Origin of the sequence: Microbacterium testaceum, from assembly GCF_029761935.1 — a bacterium.
In the GTDB taxonomy this organism is placed as follows: Bacteria; Actinomycetota; Actinomycetes; order Actinomycetales; family Microbacteriaceae; genus Microbacterium; species Microbacterium testaceum_A.
In genome coordinates this window covers 479001-496801 of record NZ_CP121699.1, presented here as the reverse complement: position 1 = coordinate 496801, position 17801 = coordinate 479001, and the positions used below count along the sequence as shown (strand labels likewise).

The following is a 17801-nucleotide window of genomic DNA, read 5'->3' as shown; positions in this document are numbered from 1 at the left end:
GATCGTGCCCCACCGCGCTGACCGCTCGCTGCACGCGCCGGGCGTGGCGCGGCGGTCCGCGCGGGGCACTGCTCAACTGCCCGGCGTTGCGGGAGGAGTCGGAGCGGTCCCCTCCGCGGGCGGGGTCGGAGCGGTGCCATCGGCCGGAGGCGCGGGCGGCGTGGGCTTCTGCCCGTCGGCGGGAGGGGTGGGCGCCGTGCCGTCGGCGGGTGGTGCGGGCTTGGCGGCGTCGCCCTTCGGGGCGCCGGGCCCACCGGGGCCGGCGGGTCCGCACGCGCCGGGTCCCTTGCCGTCGGCGGGTGCCGCCGAAGCGGTTCCGTCCGCGGGAGGCGTCGGAGCCGTGCCGTCGGCCGGGGTCGTGGGCGAGGCTCCCGGCGTCGGGGCGGTACCGGGGGTGCTGCCGGGTCCCGTGGAGCCGCCGTCGGCGCTGGGCGCCGAGGTCGATGAGGCGGCGAGGGGTCCCGCGCCGCCGCTCTGCGCCGCGAGGGCGGCGGTTCCGCCGGTGAGGCCGGCGGCCACGATGACGGCGCCGGCGATCAGCGCCGGTCCACGCCACGAGCGGTGGCGGGGTTCGGGGGTCTCGTCCTGTCGCGGCAGCGGCAGGGTGGGGTTGTCGTCGTTCATGATTCTCTTCCCGTCCGGTGTCGGTCACCGGCTCTGAGACCAGACTTCGAGCCGGGACTGAAGCGAACCTGAAGCCCGCGCACCCGCCCGCTTCGCATAAGCAAGCCATAACCGGCGTTCAGCCCGCGTCCGTATCGTCGCCCGAATGTCCTTCGCTGCCCGCGTGCTCGTCCTCGACGACGACGAGACCATCCGCACCGCCGTCACCACGGCCCTGCGCGCCGACGGTTTCCTCACGGAGGCGGCGCCCGACGGGACCGATCTCGGCGACCGTCTCGCCTCGTTCCGCCCCGACCTCGTGATCATCGACTGGATGATGCCCGGGCCGAGTGGCATCCGTCTGCTGCCGCTCGTGAGGGCTTCCGGTGACACGGCGGTGATCATGCTGACCGCACGGGACGAGGTCGACGATCGCCTGCGCGGGTTCGCGGAAGGGGCCGACGACTACGTCGTCAAGCCGTTCACGATGGCCGAGCTCGTCGCGCGCAGCGGCGCTGTCCTCCGCCGTCGCGGGCGGTTGCCGCAGACCGTGTCGGTGGGCGATCTCGTCGTCGATCCCGACGCGGCGACCGCTCATCGCGGCGGGGTGTCGCTCGAGCTGACGGCCACCGAGTTCCGGCTGCTGCAGCTTCTCGCCGAGAGCCGCGGACGCACGCTCTCGAAAGCGCAGATCCTCACGCAAGTGTGGGGCTACGAGGACTACGACCCGAATCTCGTCGAGGTGCACCTGAGCGCCCTCCGGCGCAAGATGGAGCAGCGCGGCCCCCGGCTGATCCACACCGTCCGCGGGCTCGGCTATCGCTTGAGCGAGGAACGATGAGCACCTCTCCCCCGCTCAGATCGGGGTCCCTGCGTCGCCGCACGATCGTCGCGGTGGTCGCCCTGGTCGCGCTCCTTCTCGTCGTGCTCGTGATCGTCGTCGACGTGGCATTGGGCGCACGCCTGCGCGGTCAGATCGAGGACCGTCTTCGCGATCGCGCCGCCGCAGCGGCATCCCTCGTGGGCACCGTCGACGACTCCGACCTCGCCGAACGACTGTCCGACCAGGGACTCGCCGTGCGCATCGACGGCGCGAGCGGGGACTCCGTCGTCGCCGGACCCAGCCCCGAGCAGTTGCGCGACGGACCTCCGGGCGGCCCCGGCGGTCCGGGCGGAGGGCCGGGTGCCCGGTCCACTCCGCAGCCCACCGGCTCGAGCGACGTCAGCGTCGTCGCCTCGGAGGTGACGGGAGACAGCGACCTGGTCACGCTCCGCTCGACCCTCAGCGACGGCTCGACGCTGACGCTGACGGCATCGGCGGCGGGAATCGACGACACGCTCGTGCAGGTGCGGTGGATCATGGCCCTGTCGTCCATCGGGGTTCTCGTTCTCGCCGCGGGGGCCGTCACCCTGGTGGTGCGCCGGAGCCTGCGGCCCCTCGACCAGGTGTTGCGGGTGGCGCGCGCCATCGGTTCCGGAGAGCGCGAGAGGCGCTTGCACCCCACGCGACCCGACACCGAGATCGGACGCGTCGCGACTGCCCTCGACGACATGCTCGACGACGTCGTGGGGGCCGAGCAGGCGGCCGTCGACGCGGAGCAGCGGTTGCGCGCCTTCCTCTCCGACGCCGCGCACGAACTGCGCACGCCGGTCGCCGGCATCCGTGCCGCCGCCGACACCCTCGTCCGCGCCGACCTCGCCGGCCCCGAACGCGAGGTGCTCGCCGCGCACGTCGCCCGCGAGGCCGCCCGTGCGTCGCGTCTCGTCGACGACCTGCTCACCATGGCGCGCGTCGACCGTGGCCTCGAGCTCTCGCGCACCGACCTCGATCTGCGTTCCCTCGTCACCGCCGAGGCGGAGCGCGTTCCTCTCGTGCACCCCTCGTTGCGCATCCGGACGGAGATCCCGGATGCCGCGGTGCCCGTCCACGCGGACCCCGACCGCGTCGCTCAGGTGCTCTCGAACCTCATCGAGAACGCCGCTCGTGCCACGGGTCGCACCGGACGGGTCACGGTCTCCGTCGAACGGCGGGGGTCCACCGCGGCCGTGGTCGTCACCGATGACGGGCCGGGCGTGCCATTGGCGGACCGCGAGCGCATCTTCGAGCGTCTCGTCCGCCTCGACGATGCGCGCGCGGCCTCCGGAGGGGTGGGCCTGGGGCTTCCGATCGCGCGCGGTATCGCGCGGGCGCACGGCGGCGACGTGCGGTGCGTCGACAGCGATCGCGGTGCGCGCTTCGAGGTCACCCTGCCGCTCGCGCAGCGAACAGCAGGGTGACTCCGGCTCTCAGGCCGAGCGACCACCCACCGGCTGCCGCGGCGGCGCCGTGGTCGCCGGGGCGATTCCCGCGGCGGTGAGGGTGAGCCCGTCGGCGCCACTGGCGTCGTGCATCATCTGGTCGACGAGGGCGCGGTCGATCGCGGGCTCCCGGCCACCGTAGAACTGCATGACCAGGGCGTTCGAGGCGTGGATCCACAGGCTGGCCTGGCGCACGCCTTCGTTGACGGGCAGCTGCAGCATGAACCCCTCGTTGCGCCGGAGCTTGTTCATCACGACGATGCGGAGGTGGGCGAGGATGCGGTCGTCGATGTCGAACGACGCGCGGTCACGATAGATGAGACGTCCCATCACAGGTCCTTTTCTGGCTCGACGAATCGAACCTTGTTTCGTGGGGACCGCGCTGGTGCGCAGCAATGGGGGCCTCTCCATTGTGCCACCCGGCCCCGCCTCGGGGGCGGTTTCCGGGAGGACGTGAACGGGCGTTCAGGTGCGGGGAGCCTGCGCGGCATCCGCTCCGACCGAGTCGACGACGCCGAAGGCCGAGCGCGAGAGGAACGAGACGATGTCGACCGCGGGCATCTCGGTGCCGAGGGCGAGTTCGACGAGCACCTCTTCGGCGAAGTTCACCCAGGATCGCAGCGCGACGCGCAACAGGGGCGAGTCCTCGGCGCCGAGCTCGAGGAATCCGTCGGTGACCCATCCGGCGGTCACGTCGCGCGCGCGATCCACCTCGTGCCGCACCTCGGTGTCGCCCGACGCGACGCCGCGCACGAGCGAGAAGAACGTGCCGCGGTGCTCGCGGACGAAGCTCACGATGCGCGCCAGCGTGTCGTCGAGCCGCTCCCGGGCAGCGAGATCCTCACGCGGGACGGATGCCGCGAGCAACGCCGCCGCGGCGGTGCTCACCACCTCGCGATGGAGTCCTTGACGTGATCCGAAGTAGTGGAAGAGCAGGCCCCGCGAGACTCCGACGCGCTCGGACAGCACCTCCATCGTGAGGTCGTCGAGCGGCTTCTCGGCGAGGAATGCCACGCCCGAGGCGACGAGCTGGGCGCGCCGCTGATCGGGAGTGAGGCGCGTTCGTCGGTCGCTCGACATGAGGGAACTCTAACGAAGCGATGAGCCCGCGATCTATTGACACTCTGTCAATGAGGCGTAGCCTGAGGTCGCTCGGCGCCGTCGCCGGGCCCGCTTCCGCAGGAGGATCGATGAAGTTCCGTGACCTGACCCGCTCCCGTACCGGCCGTGTGGCCCTCGCCACCGTCCCCGTCGCCGCCGTAGCGAGCCTTCTCCTCACCGGTGTCGCCCAGGGTGCCGTTCCCGTGTCGTTCTCCGTCTCGGGCAGCCAATTCCAGATCAGTGCCTCTCAGCTCGAGGGCACCGGCTTCTCGCAGTACGCCGGGGTGACAAACGACACCGCCGGCGGCGAGCACAATGTCGCCATCGCGAACATAAAATCGGCGACGCTCGCCGACCTCTGCCAATCGGTCGTCAGCGAGACCCCGCTCGGCAAGGTCGGCGTCCTCATCACCGCGGGCGGCGGGGGCTCCCCCGCGTCGGCCTCCGACCTGCAGATCGGCATGACGGGCCTGCAGGGCGATTCCTCGTTCGGCAACATCCGCATCGGCGTGGACGCCTCGACCGTCAACACGTCCGCGAAGGGCACCGCGGGGGACTTCGCTCAGGATGCCGACACCATATCGATCGCGAACCTCAAGCAGACCGCGTGGAGCACGCAGGCGTCGGTCTTCACCCTCACCGGCATGAAGCTCGAGCTGACCGACGGCTCGAAGACGTGCTTCTGATCGGAGCCGCCATGACCTCCCCCGACCTCACCGCGCGGGCGCGCTTTCGCGCGTGGCGCCGCCGTCGGCCCCTCGTGGGCGGCCTGCTCGTCGCCCTCGGCGGCATCGAGATGTTCTTCTCGGGCCAACTCGACATCGGTCAGCTGCACATCCAGCTCGGAATCGAGGGCCTCCAGGCGACGGTGATCCCCCTCGTCCTGGTGCTCCTCGGCATCCTGCTCATCTCGATGCCCGCGCACCGCATCTTCTACGGGGTCATCGCCCTCGCCGTGGCCGTCTACTCGCTCGTCGGGGTGAACCTCGGAGGTTTCCTGCTCGGGATGCTGTTGAGCACGGTGGGTGGCATCATCGCGGTGTCGTGGGCGCCGCCCCGCTCACAGGACGAGCCGGCGCCGACGGCCGAGGAGGCGGAGAGCGCGATCACGGGAGCCGGGCGATGAAGCGCGCGCGAGCCGCGGCCGCGCTGACCGCGGCGATGCTTCTGCTGGGCGGCGCGACAGGGGCCGGAGCCGCGCGGGCGGACGACGGCACGCAGCCGGCACGACTGTGCATCCCGATCCTGCTCCCGTGCAACGACCCGTCTCCGTCGCCCACTCCCAGCCCCACGCCCACGTCGGGATCCGTCCTGCCAACGCTGCCAGGCGTCCCGGTGGTCCCGGCGCCGGACCCGACGACGCCCGCCACCCCGACGTCGCCGGCGCCCACCCCGCCTCCGCAGGACTCCACCACCCCGCCGGCGCAGGCCGCCGTGGTCGACGAGAATGCGCCGGTCTTCACGCAACCGTCGGCCCAGTTGGGCGCCCAGTCCCTGTCGTTCCGGGGGATCCCTCTCGTCAGGGTGGTCACCGTGCCGCTCGCCGACGGCACGCGCATCACCGTGTTGAAGATGACGGCCGATGAGATCACCATCGACGGGTTCGCCCTCACCGTGCGGCGGGCGACGGGTCCCGCCCTCGTCACGACAGCCGACCGCATGACGCTGTCGGGGCACGTCTCGGTCTACGTGAACTCGCTGTCGGCGACCACCGCCGACGGCAAGACCCTCACCCTCGGGGCCGACACTCCCCCACCGGCCGACGGGATCGCCCCCGGTCTCGCGCGCGTGACCCTTGGCTTGGTCGGCACCACGGCCGACTCGATCGTGTACACGAACACCGACCAGAAGATCACCCAGCCGGGGTGAGCGCACGGTCGGGGTGAATCCCCAGCCTGGGCCGGATCTCGCTGGATACAGTCGAAGGGATCAGTGATCACCGACCCACGAGAGAGAAAACCCGTGAGCCATCACCGCACCTCCACCGACCAGGAGGGCCGATCTTCGAGCCCCCTCTTTCCGAGAGGGGGTGAGATCTGATGCTGGTTGCGGTCCTCACACTGCTGTTGGGGATCATCGTGACTCTGGCGATCATCGCGGCCTGCGGATTCTTCGTCGCGCAGGAGTTCGCTTACATGTCGGTCGATCGCTCGCGCATGGCGGCGAAGGCCGAGAAGGGCGACGCGCAGGCCAAGCGGGTGCTGGCGATCACCAAGCGGACGTCGTTCATGCTGTCGGGCGCCCAACTGGGAATCACCGTGACGGGCCTTCTGATCGGATACGTCGCCGAACCGCTCATCGGTGAGTCGCTGGGGACCCTCCTCGGCGGCGTCGGCATCGACCCGACCGTCTCGGTGCTGATCGGCACCATCGGCGCGTTGCTGCTGGCGACCATCGTCACGATGATCTTCGGTGAGCTGTACCCGAAGAATCTCGCGATCGCGAGTCCCGAGCCCCTCGCCCGTGCTCTCGCTGTTCCGACACGGATCTACCTGCTGCTGTTCGGGTGGCTCATCACCGTGTTCGACGTAGCGGCGAACGCGCTGTTGCGACTGCTGCGGATCGAGCCCCTCGAGGACGTCGACGAGAGCGCCACCGCGCGTGATCTGGAGGCGATCATCGAGGAGTCGCGCGTGAGCGGAGACCTCCCGAACGATCTGTCGATGATCATCGACCGCATCCTGGACTTCCCGCAGCGCGATGTCGAACACGCGATGATCCCCCGGTCGCAGATCGACTCGGTCACCCCGGACACCACGGTCGGCGAGGTTCGCGCGCTCATGGCCACCGGCCATACCCGCTACCCCGTGATCGGTGACGAGGACTCCCCCGTCGGTGTCGTCGAACTGATCGACGTGCTGCGCGAGCGGCCCGCGGACGATGCGCCCGTCGCATCCGTCATGCGCGCCGCCGTGGTCATCCCGACCTCGATGCTCTTGCCCGTCGCCCTCGACCGCATGCGTCGCTCGCGCAACGAGCTCGCGTGCGTGGTCGACGAGTACGGCAACTTCGACGGCATTCTGACGATCGAAGACCTGACCGAGGAGGTCATCGGCGAGCTGTCCGACGAGCACGACGTCGAGGTCGCCGAGGTCTCCGCGGACGGAGACGACGCCTGGACCGTGCCCGGCGACCTGCACCTCGACGAGCTCGAGCGCCTGATCGGGTACGACCTCGCCGAGAGCGACGTCGAAACCGTCGCGGGTCTCGTCATCGAGACCCACGGTGACCTGCCCGCCATCGGCAGTGTCGTGCGCGTCGACCTTCCCGAGCGCGCGTCCGAGACCGTGCAGGGCCTCGACATCGAGCGCTGGCTCGCCATCGAGGTCATCGAGGTCGATCGGCACGTGCCGTCCCAGCTGGCTGTGCATCTGCACGAGGTGGACCGGGACGCCGAGCCTGCCGACGGGGTCTCGACGATCGACGAGGAGGTGGCCCGATGAACGGCTGGACCGTCGCCCTGATCACCACGGCGCTCATCATCGCGAGCGCGTTCTTCGTCATCGTGGAGTTCGCTCTGCTTGCCGCGCGCCGCCACCGGCTCGAGGAGCAGGCCGCCACGAGCGCCTCGGCGCGTGCGGCCCTGCGCGGTGCGAACGAGCTCACCGTCATGCTGGCGTTCGCTCAGCTCGGCATCACCGCGTGCACCTTCCTGCTCGGCGCCATCACCAAGCCCGCGATCGACTACGCGCTCGCTCCCGTGTTCGAGGCGTGGGGTCTGCCCTACGTGCTCGCCGACATCATCGCGTTCATGCTCGCCCTGATCGTGGTGACGTTCCTGCACCTCGTGATCGGCGAGATGGCCCCGAAGTCCTGGGCGATCGCTCATCCCGAGACGGCGGCGAAGGCCACCGGCATCCTGGCTCGTGCCCTCACCTGGCCGCTGCGACCGTTCCTGCTGTGGATCAACCACATCGCGAACCGGCTCGTGAAGGCGTCGGGTGTCGAGCCCGTCGAAAAGGCAGCGGCAGGCGGGCAAGACGCCGACACGATCCGCGAGCTCGTCGCGCACTCGCGCCAGGCGGGCACGCTCGAGAAGCAGTACTCGGAGCCGATTGCCCAGGCGATCGCCCTGGGCACGCTCACGGTGGGAGACATCGTGCGAACGGATCGCTCCCCGACGTCTGTGCCGAGGGATGCCACGGTCGCCGAGATCCAGGCTGTCGCCGCCTCGTCGACGCACCTGCGCATCCTCGTGGGCTCGGGCACGGACTCTCGCGTCGCGCACGTGCGTGACACGTTGACCGTCGCCCCCGACACCCCGGCGCTCGAGATCGCACGCGAACCGCTCGTGCTCGAGCCGGGTGCCTCGGCCTACGACGCGCTCGCTCGCATGCGTCGCGGACGCGTGCAGTTGGCCACCGTGGTGGCGGGCGAGCAGTTGCTCGGTGTCGTAACTCTCGACGACCTGCTGCGCGAGATTCTGCCGGGCCCGGGCGAGCTGGCCGCGGCACAGGGTGGGTCTGCCGCCTGACCTGATCTCGCGATGAACGCCTGCCGCGTTCGGGAGCGCTCCTCGCGAGCGTGCCTCGATGCGGCAGGCGTTCGTCACGGGTGAGCTGTGGCGCGGCGGGTTCGAGTGTCAAGCCGTCGAACGGGCCGAGGAGCGCGGCGTACCGTCGCTCGCGTTCACCCCCACATCTCTTCGGAGGACACCCATGAGCAAGACCTGGTTCATCACCGGCGCGTCGAAGGGCTTCGGCCGCGAGTGGGCCGAGGCGGCCCTCGAACGCGGCGACAACGTCGCCGGCACAGCCCGCAACATCGACGACGTCTCGGAGCTCGTCGAGAACTACCCCGACACGTTCTTTCCCCTCAGCCTCGACGTGACCGACCGCTCGGCCGACTTCGAGGCCGTCGCGAAGGCGCGCGAGAAGTTCGGACGACTCGATGTGGTCGTCAACAACGCCGGCTACGGACACTTCGGCACGGTCGAAGAACTCACCGAGGACGAGGCCCGCGCTCAGCTCGAGACCAACTTCTTCGGGGCGCTCTGGGTGACGCAGGCAGCTCTTCCGATCCTGCGCGCGCAGGGCTCGGGCCACATCATCCAGGTGTCGAGCATCGGCGGTATCAGCGCCTTTCCCACGGTCGGTGCCTATCACGCGTCGAAGTGGGCCCTGGAGGGCCTGTCGCAGTCGCTCGCGCAGGAGGTCGCCGGGTTCGGCATCCACGTCACTCTCATCGAGCCGGGCGGGTACTCGACGGACTGGTCGGGCCCTTCGGCGCAGCGCAGCGACGAGATCGAGGCCTACGCCGACGTGCGCGAGCAGGCGGCGAAGCGCCCCTCCGCCGCCGACCCCGGCAAGCCTGAAGCCACTCGCGCGGCAATCTTGAAGGTGGTGGATGCCGCGAACCCGCCGTTGCGCATCTTCTTCGGCAAGGCGCCCCTCGGCATCGCCGAGCGCGACTACGAGTCGCGCTTGCAGACATGGCGCGAGTGGCAGCCCGTGTCGGAGGAGGCGCACGGCTCGTAGCCCGCGCGGCGTCGATCTCGGAGGTCGTTCCGGGGCGCGAACCGTCCACGGGGTCGCTTTTCGATGGACCCGGTGCATGGATCGCGCCCCGTTGTCGTCGGCTTCCGAGAAGGAGCCGGCGCCAGGCGCGCGGCTCATCGCAGGTACGAGTCAACGAGCAGAGATCCCCGGATGCCGCGGAAGACCTCGACCAGCCGGTCCAGGGCAGCCGGGTTCCATGCCGCGAGTTGGAAGTCGTGCGGGCCGAGAGGTTCGAGCTTGCCCGTGCGCAACCGCACCACTTCCCATCCGGCTGTGCGCAGAGCCCTGTCCTTCCGGCGGTCGGCCGCCTCACGCTTTCCCACGTGTTCGAGGCCATGACGGCCGATCGAGTCGTATTCGACGGCGATGCGCAGCTCGGGAAACACGATGTCGGGCCATACCTCGACGTGGTGGAAGAACGGTTTGGCAATCCGAATGGCGTTGCATCCGTCGCTCAGCAGGAGGCGTTGCCGCAGGTCGGCGCGAACGCGGTCCTCCACGGCCGAGGCGGGCTGCGGCGCGCACGGGGAGAGGAAGGCCGCGCCGACGGGGACGTCCGGGGTCTTCTGGCAGATCGGGGTGCGTGCGGCACCTCGGCGGGGCCGCAGTACCGCGTTCCCGGCGACGGGCGGCGCCGCGATCGATTCGCGCATAGGCAGAGCGATCGCGCGTTTCGGGTTGGCCTGCTCGCTGCACTCCGGGCACCAGGCGCTGCGCCGGCGCTCCCTCCCGGGGCGCTGTCGCTGCTCTTCGGGCGTGGCCGCGAACCGGTGACCTGAATCGCACTGCCAGAGCAGGAGGACGTCAGCGGCCGGCGGCACCTGACTGAGTGCGATCCCCGCGTTCAGATCGGGGTGGTACTGACGGATGAGGGCCGGAAAGGCGGCCCACGAGTCTCGGTACGCACCGACGGCGTAGGGCACCTCCCGCCCCTTCGACCACTGTCGCCGGGCCCACCATGCCTGCACTCTCTCCGCCACGCCAGCGACCGTAGACGGCACCTCCGACATCGGCATCCGATGGGCTTTTGGGGAAGCGTCGTGCCACTAGGGTCGGGGGCATGACGATGCCCGCCGTGCCGCCGCACCAGCCGCCGTTCGCTCCGCCGTCGCCGCCGCGAGCGGACCCGACCGCCAACGGCACAGCGATCGCCTCCGTGATCGTGGGACCGATCGCACTCTTCAACTCGGCCTTCGTACCGCTGCCGTTCATCGGCTTCGTCGCCGTGTTCGCCGCGTTCCCTCTCGCCGTGGCGGCGATCATTCTCGGGCACCTCGGACTGCGCGCCGCCCTGCGTTACGGAGTCGGTCGCGTGATGGCGGTCATCGGACTCGTCCTCGGCTACCTCGCAATCGGAGTCATCCTCGCGACGGCGACCCTGTTCTTCTCGCAGTTCCTGTTCATCCGGACGCCGATCGCCGGCTGAGCTGGCCCGCCGCATGCAGAGGACCCCCGACCAGGCGGAGCCGTTCGGGGGTCTCGCCGAGAGCGGGTGAGAGGTGAACCCACGGTCGTCGAGTTTCGAGCCCGCCGCCTGACCGGCGTGGCCGCCTCATCCGTGGGGTGAAGACGCTCCACGCGCGGAGGGCCAACCGCGACATTGCCGCGACGGGGAACCGGCTTCGACGGTGGGGCCGCGGCATCCCTCCGATGCACACCGCTCCCAGCGTGGCTCGCTAGAGCCTGAGCGCGAGGGCGTTCGCGGTCAAGCCCGCGGCGGTGCCACACAGGACGACGGTGTCTCCGGGTCCGATCCGCCCCTCGTCGAGACTGGTCGCCAGCATGAACGGCACCGACGACGACACCATGTTGCCGAACTCGGCGACGCGGTCGATGTACGCGTCCCTCGGGATGCCGATCCGACGCATCGCAATGCTGAGTGCCCTGCTCGCCTGATGCGGCACGACCAGGTCGATCTGGTCGAGACGGAGGTTCACTCGGTCGAAGAACCGGGCGAAGAAGTCCGGCAGCACAGCCAACATGCCGAGGAGTGCCCGCCGCCCGTCCATGGCGAACACGTAGTCGGAGGGGTCGCCGTCGGCGTAGGACTGGGCCGGGTGCAGCGACAACCCGCCGCGAAGCTCCGTGTCGTGCGCGTGCTCGGGCCACGTCTGCTGCAGGCTACCGAGCACTCCCGGCGCAGGGGCGTCGCTCTTTCCGTCAGCTCCACGCGTCAGCACCACAGCGGCGGCCGCATCGGAGAAGAGCTCGAAGCTCTCTCGCTGGCCGGCGTCGAGGAAGCGGGTCCCGACGTCGCCCGACACGATGAGCACTCGCTCGTAGTCGCCGGCGGCGAGGTACCGCGAAGCGATGTCCACCGCCGTGATGAAGCTCGTGCAGGTCGAATTGACATCGAAGGCGGCGGCGGCGGCGTGAGGGGCGACACGCTCCATCACGAGCGCGGCCGTGCAGGGGATCGGCTGCACGCCCGCCGCGCAGGCCGCGATGATGCAGTCGATGTCGTCAGCATGAAGCCCGGCTCGTCGGAGGGCGTCCTCGGCTGCCGCGGCGAGCATGTCGAGCTGCGACATGCCGTCGGGGATGCGGTGACGCGTCTGTTCGCCGAACGTAACCACCCGATCCGGGAGGTACGTTCCCCATCCCGCCAGCCGGCACGGCCGAAGCTGAGGGCTCTGCCCGGTAGGTCGATGTTGCGGCATCCCTGTCCTCCTCGTGGTCACAGCAGGTTCTGCCCGGTCGGATGGTGATCATGGCTGAAGAGGAGTCGCAGGCCGTCCTGCTCCGCCGCCAGAAGCATCCGCGCGGTGTGGCGCTGGCGGGTCATGTCGTGACTGACCAGTCGCGGGAGGCGCCGGATACGGTGCTCCGCGCCGAGCAGATCGCGCCCCCAGGCGGCGTCTCCGGCGAGGAGCACCTTCTGTTCGACGAGGGCACCGAGGTGACCTCGGGCGTGACCCGGCAGGTCGACGAGGAGGTAGGACCCGTCGCCGAACAGGTCCGCGGTACGCAACCCGTGCGGACCGGACGTGAACACGGGAGAGGGCAGCACCGTCGCCGCTCGGAACCACGTCGGCAGCAGTCTGCGGAGCAGCCCGTCGCGGAGTCGCGATCGCTCGAGGGTGCGACGCGCCCCGTCGCTGAGGACGAAAGCGGCGTTCGGGAAGAACCGGACGCCGCCGATGTGGTCCGGGTGCAGGTGGGAGAGGACGACGTGCGTGATCGTGGCGGGGTCGACCTGCTCGGCGATCGTGTCACCCGGTTCGACGCGAGGGGGAAGCATCCTCCGGTACGCCCATGCCGCGAGTCCGGCGCGCCACGGCTCGGGAGCGTAGCCGGTGTCGAAGAGCACGCGGCGAGCGCCCGAGCGGTACAGGAACGCGCCGGCCGGGAAGAGACGCCGCTCCCGAGCGGTCCCGCGCAGCAACCGGCTCATCTCGTGGGACGTCGCGCCGCACGCGAAGGAGGTGAGCTCAGACACGCGCGTAACTCGCGAGACTCTGGTCGAGCGAGATCACGGGCCGATAGCCGAGCAGGTCCCGGGCGCGTGAGATGTCGAGCGTCTGCGAATGAGCGATCGTCGTCACGGTGTACCGGGTGACGGGTGGCTCGGGATGTCGGGGCAGAACTCCGCACACCGCCTCGAGCAGCGCCGCGACCCGATATGCGACCGCGGTCGGCACCCGTCGGTACCGCGGCTCGAGCCCGAGCCCCTCGAGCAGTTGTTCGAGCACCGCGCGGAACGGACGAGGATCCCCGTTCGTGATGTTGAACGCCTGGCCGTGCACGTCGGGCGCCTCGGCCGCGAGCCGCACGGCCAGAGCGACGTTCTCGACCGCGGTGAGGTCGACGAGGGTTCGGCCGCCGCGCATCAGAGGAATGCCGAACCGCTCGCGCACGCGGAGGATTCGGGGTACGAGGCTGGGGTCGCCGTGACCGATGATTCCGCGCGGTCGGAGGATGACGATGTCCGGCGCCGACCCCTCCGCGGCCGCGCGCTGCAGAAGCGCCTCCGCCTCGAGCTTCGACCGGATGTAGCCGTTCATCGGATGCCGCGGATCGACGTCGCCCTCGCGGATGCCGATCCGGTCGCGGGGGGCGGCGTAGATTCCTGGGGACGAGATGTGGACGAGCCGGCGTGCTCCGGCGCGTCGCGCGAACTCCAGCACTCGCGCGGTGCCGGTCACGTTGGCGTGCTCGAACTCGGCCCAGCGACCCCACGGCGAGGACAGCGCCGCGCAGTGCACGACCACGCCCACCGTCCGGCCGAGGTCGACCCGCGCGAGCTCGTCGAGGTCGCCGACGAAGGTCTCCCCCGCGGGCAGAGCGGCCGCGTTCCGACCCGACGCGATCACGTCGTACCCGTGGGCGCGCAAGTCGCGGACGACGTACCCGCCCAGGAACCCGCTCGCGCCGGTAACGAGCGCCGTTTCCCCGCGGGGCGCGACGCCGGGAGTGCCGCCCTCCGTTGCCCGTTCCCTCATCCGGCCGAGTCTAGAGCCGCCGGTCCCTATGCTTCGGGATATGCGCATCGCCTTGGTGACGGACTACTACCTGCCCACGCTCGGCGGCGTGCAGACCGCGGTCAAGTCGCTCCGCGAAGCGCTTACCCGAGCGGGGCACGAGGTGGCAGTGTTCTGTCCCCTGGCTCAGCCGAGTGCTGATCCGTCGATCGTCGCGCTGCCCATCTCCCGGGCGTTTCGTCCCGACGGCTATCCTTTCGCCTGGCCACCGCGAGACGCAGCGGCGCTGATGCGTCGAGAGTTCGCCGAGCGCCGAATCGACGTGGCGCACACGCATTCCGAGATGTTCGCCGCCCTCGCGGGAGTGCGTGCGGCGCGCGATCTAGGTCTGCCGATCGTTCACACCATGCACGGAAGGGTGGACGTGTACACGACGAGTGTCCTCCCTCTTCCCCGCGTCACCGTTCCCCTGCTGGCCGCCCTGCACGCCCGCCACATCAGCCACCGCGGCCTGCGCGTGCGCCCCGACTCCCCCTATACCGCCACCCCGGCGGCAAGGAGCATGTGGCGACTCATGCTCGCTCAGTCCCGCGCGAGCGACCATGTGATCGTCCCGTCGACGCATTTCGCCCGCAAGCTCACCCAGCAGGGGGTTCAGACGCCCATCTCGGTCGTGCCGAACGGACTCGAATCGAGCGTGCTCGACCGCATCGGCGCACCACTCGAGCGTCGACTCTCCCCCGAAGAGACCCTCCGTCTCATGTGGGTCGGGCGACTGTCGCCAGAGAAACGTCCCACGGTGCTCGCCGACGCCGCGCGCACCTTCGCGCGCGACGTCGCGGTGGACGTCTACGGCGACGGTCTCTCGCGGCGGTCGATCGAGAGAAGGGGTAGCCGGCTGGCCCTGCACGGGTCGGTTTCTCAGCAGGAGGTGCTCGATGCGATGCGGGCGAGCCACCTGCTGGTGTCGAGCTCGTACGACTTCGACAACCAGCCCATGGTGATGCTCGAGGCAGCGGCATCCGGTCTTCCCGTGCTGTTCTGTGACCCGGATCTCGGCGAGGTGGTGCCGCCGGGCGGTGGCTTTCTCACCGATACACCGGATGCCGCGGGGATCAGCGCTCTCGTGGCGAGAATCCGGAGGGAACCCCACATGATCACGGCGGCAAGCGCGGCCATGATCCGGGGACGCGCTCAGATCGAGCAACGGGTCGACCCGATGATCGCGGTCTACGAATCCGCGATGAGCACCCGCTGATCCGGCCACGAAGCGAGGGGAGCGTCGACCGGCCCTCCCGCTCGTTCCGCCGATCTTACGAGGGTGGTGGGGGCTGCGCGGGCCCGGCGTCTGCGAGCACGGCGCCGCCGCAATACTTGTCTGTTGTAGGGCGGGTGGGACTTGAACCCACGATCGTCGGGTTATGAGCCCGCTGCCTTCACCAGCTTGGCCACCGCCCCCAGCGACATCGAGCCTACCGGCATCCGGTTATCCACAATCCGTAGGGGGCCGTGCGTGGCCGCGAGGGCTTTCGCTATGGTGTGAGAAAAGCTGACACGAGCGGGGGCCACGTGGCGGGAAGAACGCACATCATCATGGACACCGACGTCCTGGCGGAACAGGCGTCGACACTGGGACGCGTGAGCGATTCCCTGGATGCCGCGGCTGCCGCCGCCGGCGCACCACTTCCCGGGTCGGCGTTCGGCGTCCTGGCGTCGGGAATCGTCGTGGGAGCCGCGAACGGCCTCGCGAGCAACACCGCGCAACTTCTGTCGAGCGCGCGTGAACTCGTCGCCACGATGCAGAAGGGCGTCCAGGTCGCGCGCGAATCCTTCGACGACGTCGAAGAGCAGGCCGTCGCGGTCATGCAGGAGTTCGAGTCATGAGCGGCGCTGCCGCCGTCGCTGCCCAGTTGCGCAGCGAGTCGTGGGCTGCGGGCGCATCTCGCTCTTCCGGCGGGGGTTGCGATGGCATCCCCGGGTTCGTCGGCTGGTTGATCACCTACGTGCAGCCGCTGCCGCAGTGGATGGACGAGTTGCAGGGCGACCCGGGCGCCGTCGCGATGCGTTCGTCGGAATGGCGCACGGTCGAGTCGTCGGTAACGGAGTTGACGCTCGACCTGGCGTCCGCCGCGCGGGCTCTCGACGACCTCGATGGCCGGACGGTGCGGGCCCTTCGCCAGCGGTACGAAGACGTCTCGAGGGTGTTGACGGACGTGCAGGACTGGGCGGGTGCCGCGTCGTCCGCGCTGGCCCTCGCGTCGACTCTCGTCACCGCCTGCCGCGACGCGATCTGCGGCCTGCTGAACGCCCTGGCGCGTTTGGCGGACTCGTTGACCAGCTTCACCCTGAACCCGTTCGACAAGCTCGACGCCATCCGCGAGTTCGCGGACGCGGCGTGGGACATCATCGTGTTGGCGCGGGATCTGATCGAGCAGCTGCTCACGGCGCTCGGGCAGTTGGGGCGTCTTCTCGGGGAGCTGGGGCCCATCGTCGGTGATGGCTTGGTCGTCCTTCAGGATCTGCTAGGTCGCATGTTGCCCGGCATCGCGGCACGCGGAGGCGGCGTATTTGGGTACTTCCTGGGAACGGGGCTCGGAGATCTGTTGAAGTCCGCACCGCGCGTGACTGAATTCGACCCGAGGGACGCCGTAGGTGCAGAGGACTATCAGAAGCTCATGGACCAGGGCGAGATATCCTCGCCTCGCGATCTCCTCACCAGGAATAAGCTCGTTGACGGCATCGGCGGCACCGAATCTACGGCAATCAGCGTGTCAACGATCCGCCGTCCAGACGGGTCGACCTATAGCCTCGTGAACCTCCCCTCGACGCTTGACTGGGGCGCGCTAAAGGCCGTTCTGGGCGACGGCGAGTGGGCCGATACATTCAAGGACGCTGGGCCATTGAATGATCTGGACAGCAATATCGCCCTTACGCTTATGGACAACCCAATCTTCCGAACGCAGTACGAGCGTGCTGTTATGCAGGCGCTATCGGACGCCGGAGTGCCGCCTGGCTCAGACGTCGTGTGGTCAGGGTTTAGCCAGGGCGGGATTATGGCCGGCAATCTTGGCGCGGATTCATCCCTTCCGTATAACACTGTGGGCGTAGTCACCAACGGTGCGCCTATCGACAACTTCAAGATCCCATCGAGCGTCCCCGTTCTCCAGGTGGAACATGTTTCAGATCCTGTCGCAAAGCTGGACAAGACTCCGTACGATTTCCGACCGCATGTCGAGGGCAGTCCGTGGGGGCCCGCGGTCGGAATTTCGGCGACGGTTCCCGCCAATGTCGATTGGGTCATGCTCGCCGATCCGGGTGGCAGTACCGATGTGAATGAGACGCACAACGCCGCAACGTACGAGGACGACTTTGGAAAGTATCTGGATTCAGGCGGTAGTCTGAAGAATGATTGGGGTTTCTTGGACGGTCAAGTTGAAAATGTATACGTGGCAAGAGCGGGGGAATGAAGCCGTGACTCGCGAATTAGAAGATCGTTTAGAGGCCGTTAGGGCACGCCTCGATTCCCAAATCGAAGCTGCGAGAGCGACCAGGGACGCATTCGCCGATAATGCGGAAGACCTGCGTTCTGTTCAATCGACTTATCGGAGTGATTTTGGAGACTGCGAGGTCACCGCTAATGCGGAGGGCGCTATTTTGCGAGTCAAGCTCCCCCCTCGAGCCGGCGACGCGCAGGCGCTCGAGGCCATCCTCGTCGATACGATTACCAGAGCCCAGAGATCTGCGCGCGAGGCGGCAGCGCAGCGAGCAGCGTCCCTTCTTGGGGAATCATCGCCCCTTGTCGCGCATCTGCGCTCGACTCACCGGACGGGGGCCTGACTTCAGTGGCCCCCCGACTTGACGTCCGCGTTGGCCCCCTCCT

At 69.3% G+C, this 17801-nt stretch carries 20 protein-coding genes and 1 tRNA gene; 13 read left to right on the top strand and 8 right to left on the bottom strand.

What is annotated here, in order from left to right:
• Positions 1-72 precede the first annotated feature (72 nt).
• Positions 73-624, bottom strand: a complete 552-nt coding sequence (locus tag QBE02_RS02410; RefSeq protein WP_279366992.1) for a hypothetical protein — start codon at positions 622-624, stop codon at positions 73-75.
• A 145-nt stretch (positions 625-769) separates the two neighbouring features.
• Here QBE02_RS02410 and QBE02_RS02405 point away from each other — a divergent pair, with 145 nt between their 5' ends.
• Both QBE02_RS02405 and QBE02_RS02400 read left to right on the top strand, forming a co-directional pair.
• Positions 770-1444 (top strand): response regulator transcription factor, encoded by a 675-nt coding sequence (locus QBE02_RS02405; protein ID WP_144785124.1) that lies wholly within the window; start codon positions 770-772, stop codon positions 1442-1444.
• Positions 1441-2880: a sensor histidine kinase gene (locus QBE02_RS02400; RefSeq protein WP_279366991.1), complete on the top strand. Its 1440-nt coding sequence runs from the start codon at positions 1441-1443 to the stop codon at positions 2878-2880. Before QBE02_RS02405 ends, QBE02_RS02400 begins: the two co-directional genes overlap by 4 nt.
• 9 nt (positions 2881-2889) lie before the next feature.
• Here the strand turns inward: QBE02_RS02400 and QBE02_RS02395 are convergent, their stop codons facing one another.
• Together QBE02_RS02395 and QBE02_RS02390 are read right to left on the bottom strand one after the other, a co-directional pair.
• Positions 2890-3231 (bottom strand): ATP-dependent DNA ligase, encoded by a 342-nt coding sequence (locus QBE02_RS02395; protein WP_186316630.1) that lies wholly within the window; start codon positions 3229-3231, stop codon positions 2890-2892.
• Positions 3232-3366: 135 nt separating this feature from the next.
• Positions 3367-3981 (bottom strand): TetR/AcrR family transcriptional regulator, encoded by a 615-nt coding sequence (locus tag QBE02_RS02390; RefSeq protein WP_279366990.1) that lies wholly within the window; start codon positions 3979-3981, stop codon positions 3367-3369.
• A gap of 110 nt (positions 3982-4091) precedes the next feature.
• Between QBE02_RS02390 and QBE02_RS02385 the strand changes: the two genes are divergently transcribed.
• The 6 genes from QBE02_RS02385 to QBE02_RS02360 all read left to right on the top strand — a co-directional run bounded on the left by QBE02_RS02385 (position 4092) and on the right by QBE02_RS02360 (position 9479).
• Positions 4092-4688, top strand: a complete 597-nt coding sequence (locus QBE02_RS02385; protein ID WP_279366989.1) for a DUF6230 family protein — start codon at positions 4092-4094, stop codon at positions 4686-4688.
• An 11-nt stretch (positions 4689-4699) separates the two neighbouring features.
• Positions 4700-5128, top strand: a complete 429-nt coding sequence (locus QBE02_RS02380; protein WP_279366988.1) for a DUF6114 domain-containing protein — start codon at positions 4700-4702, stop codon at positions 5126-5128.
• Positions 5125-5871, top strand: coding sequence for a hypothetical protein (locus tag QBE02_RS02375; RefSeq protein WP_279366987.1), 747 nt, complete (start codon positions 5125-5127; stop codon positions 5869-5871). Before QBE02_RS02380 ends, QBE02_RS02375 begins: the two co-directional genes overlap by 4 nt.
• 170 nt (positions 5872-6041) lie before the next feature.
• Positions 6042-7445, top strand: coding sequence for a hemolysin family protein (locus QBE02_RS02370; protein ID WP_279366986.1), 1404 nt, complete (start codon positions 6042-6044; stop codon positions 7443-7445).
• Positions 7442-8476 carry a CNNM domain-containing protein gene (locus QBE02_RS02365; RefSeq protein ID WP_279366985.1) on the top strand — a complete coding sequence of 345 codons (1035 nt, stop codon included), beginning with the start codon at positions 7442-7444 and terminating at the stop codon, positions 8474-8476. Before QBE02_RS02370 ends, QBE02_RS02365 begins: the two co-directional genes overlap by 4 nt.
• A 184-nt stretch (positions 8477-8660) precedes the next feature.
• Positions 8661-9479, top strand: coding sequence for an SDR family oxidoreductase (locus tag QBE02_RS02360; RefSeq protein WP_279366984.1), 819 nt, complete (start codon positions 8661-8663; stop codon positions 9477-9479).
• A gap of 134 nt (positions 9480-9613) precedes the next feature.
• Here the strand turns inward: QBE02_RS02360 and QBE02_RS02355 are convergent, their stop codons facing one another.
• Positions 9614-10510, bottom strand: coding sequence for a zinc-ribbon domain-containing protein (locus QBE02_RS02355; protein WP_431844588.1), 897 nt, complete (start codon positions 10508-10510; stop codon positions 9614-9616).
• A 50-nt stretch (positions 10511-10560) separates the two neighbouring features.
• On the opposite strand from QBE02_RS02355, the gene QBE02_RS02350 reads away from it, so the two are divergent.
• The gene (locus tag QBE02_RS02350) at positions 10561-10926 is read left to right on the top strand and encodes a hypothetical protein (RefSeq protein ID WP_279366982.1); all 366 of its coding nucleotides are present in this window, start codon (positions 10561-10563) and stop codon (positions 10924-10926) included.
• 250 nt (positions 10927-11176) lie between these two features.
• On the opposite strand, the gene QBE02_RS02345 is transcribed toward QBE02_RS02350, so the two are convergent.
• The 3 genes from QBE02_RS02345 to QBE02_RS02335 are packed head-to-tail and all read right to left on the bottom strand — an operon-like array spanning position 11177 to position 13942.
• On the bottom strand, positions 11177-12160 hold the full coding sequence (locus tag QBE02_RS02345; RefSeq protein ID WP_279366981.1) for a 3-oxoacyl-ACP synthase III family protein: 984 nt from the start codon (positions 12158-12160) through the stop codon (positions 11177-11179).
• A 17-nt stretch (positions 12161-12177) separates the two neighbouring features.
• Positions 12178-12939: an MBL fold metallo-hydrolase gene (locus QBE02_RS02340; RefSeq protein WP_279366980.1), complete on the bottom strand. Its 762-nt coding sequence runs from the start codon at positions 12937-12939 to the stop codon at positions 12178-12180.
• Positions 12932-13942 (bottom strand): NAD-dependent epimerase/dehydratase family protein, encoded by a 1011-nt coding sequence (locus tag QBE02_RS02335; RefSeq protein WP_279366979.1) that lies wholly within the window; start codon positions 13940-13942, stop codon positions 12932-12934. Before QBE02_RS02335 ends, QBE02_RS02340 begins: the two co-directional genes overlap by 8 nt.
• Positions 13943-13982: 40 nt before the next feature.
• Between QBE02_RS02335 and QBE02_RS02330 the strand changes: the two genes are divergently transcribed.
• The gene (locus tag QBE02_RS02330; RefSeq protein WP_279366978.1) at positions 13983-15179 is read left to right on the top strand and encodes a glycosyltransferase; all 1197 of its coding nucleotides are present in this window, start codon (positions 13983-13985) and stop codon (positions 15177-15179) included.
• A gap of 126 nt (positions 15180-15305) precedes the next feature.
• On the opposite strand, the gene QBE02_RS02325 is transcribed toward QBE02_RS02330, so the two are convergent.
• Positions 15306-15379, bottom strand: a tRNA-Ile gene (locus QBE02_RS02325).
• A 180-nt stretch (positions 15380-15559) separates the two neighbouring features.
• On the opposite strand from QBE02_RS02325, the gene QBE02_RS02320 reads away from it, so the two are divergent.
• From QBE02_RS02320 to QBE02_RS16220, 3 genes are read left to right on the top strand one after another with little or no spacing between them, the layout of a single operon-like run.
• A complete protein-coding gene (locus QBE02_RS02320) occupies positions 15560-15805 on the top strand; it encodes a hypothetical protein (protein WP_156371755.1) in 246 nt (81 codons plus the stop codon).
• Complete coding sequence (locus tag QBE02_RS02315; RefSeq protein WP_279366977.1) at positions 15802-17388, top strand: hypothetical protein; 1587 nt, start codon at positions 15802-15804, stop codon at positions 17386-17388. Before QBE02_RS02320 ends, QBE02_RS02315 begins: the two co-directional genes overlap by 4 nt.
• A complete protein-coding gene (locus QBE02_RS16220; protein WP_431844580.1) occupies positions 17327-17758 on the top strand; it encodes a YbaB/EbfC family nucleoid-associated protein in 432 nt (143 codons plus the stop codon). The genes QBE02_RS02315 and QBE02_RS16220 overlap by 62 nt, the downstream gene beginning before the upstream one ends.
• Positions 17759-17801: the final 43 nt, after the last annotated feature.

What these genes read in the sequence shown, in the direction of transcription:
- QBE02_RS02345 (WP_279366981.1), bottom strand. Translation starts at nt 12,160, where the DNA reads ATGCCGCAACATCGACCTACCGGGCAGAGCCCTCAGCTTCGGCCGTGC.
- QBE02_RS02385 (WP_279366989.1), top strand. Translation starts at nt 4,092, where the DNA reads ATGAAGTTCCGTGACCTGACCCGCTCCCGTACCGGCCGTGTGGCCCTC.
- QBE02_RS02370 (WP_279366986.1), top strand. Translation starts at nt 6,042, where the DNA reads ATGCTGGTTGCGGTCCTCACACTGCTGTTGGGGATCATCGTGACTCTG.
- QBE02_RS02390 (WP_279366990.1), bottom strand. Translation starts at nt 3,981, where the DNA reads ATGTCGAGCGACCGACGAACGCGCCTCACTCCCGATCAGCGGCGCGCC.
- QBE02_RS02375 (WP_279366987.1), top strand. Translation starts at nt 5,125, where the DNA reads ATGAAGCGCGCGCGAGCCGCGGCCGCGCTGACCGCGGCGATGCTTCTG.
- QBE02_RS02410 (WP_279366992.1), bottom strand. Translation starts at nt 624, where the DNA reads ATGAACGACGACAACCCCACCCTGCCGCTGCCGCGACAGGACGAGACC.
- QBE02_RS02350 (WP_279366982.1), top strand. Translation starts at nt 10,561, where the DNA reads ATGACGATGCCCGCCGTGCCGCCGCACCAGCCGCCGTTCGCTCCGCCG.
- QBE02_RS02395 (WP_186316630.1), bottom strand. Translation starts at nt 3,231, where the DNA reads ATGGGACGTCTCATCTATCGTGACCGCGCGTCGTTCGACATCGACGAC.
- QBE02_RS02405 (WP_144785124.1), top strand. Translation starts at nt 770, where the DNA reads ATGTCCTTCGCTGCCCGCGTGCTCGTCCTCGACGACGACGAGACCATC.
- QBE02_RS02365 (WP_279366985.1), top strand. Translation starts at nt 7,442, where the DNA reads ATGAACGGCTGGACCGTCGCCCTGATCACCACGGCGCTCATCATCGCG.
- QBE02_RS16220 (WP_431844580.1), top strand. Translation starts at nt 17,327, where the DNA reads ATGATTGGGGTTTCTTGGACGGTCAAGTTGAAAATGTATACGTGGCAA.
- QBE02_RS02330 (WP_279366978.1), top strand. Translation starts at nt 13,983, where the DNA reads ATGCGCATCGCCTTGGTGACGGACTACTACCTGCCCACGCTCGGCGGC.
- QBE02_RS02380 (WP_279366988.1), top strand. Translation starts at nt 4,700, where the DNA reads ATGACCTCCCCCGACCTCACCGCGCGGGCGCGCTTTCGCGCGTGGCGC.
- QBE02_RS02315 (WP_279366977.1), top strand. Translation starts at nt 15,802, where the DNA reads ATGAGCGGCGCTGCCGCCGTCGCTGCCCAGTTGCGCAGCGAGTCGTGG.
- QBE02_RS02335 (WP_279366979.1), bottom strand. Translation starts at nt 13,942, where the DNA reads ATGAGGGAACGGGCAACGGAGGGCGGCACTCCCGGCGTCGCGCCCCGC.
- QBE02_RS02355 (WP_431844588.1), bottom strand. Translation starts at nt 10,510, where the DNA reads ATGTCGGAGGTGCCGTCTACGGTCGCTGGCGTGGCGGAGAGAGTGCAG.
- QBE02_RS02360 (WP_279366984.1), top strand. Translation starts at nt 8,661, where the DNA reads ATGAGCAAGACCTGGTTCATCACCGGCGCGTCGAAGGGCTTCGGCCGC.
- QBE02_RS02400 (WP_279366991.1), top strand. Translation starts at nt 1,441, where the DNA reads ATGAGCACCTCTCCCCCGCTCAGATCGGGGTCCCTGCGTCGCCGCACG.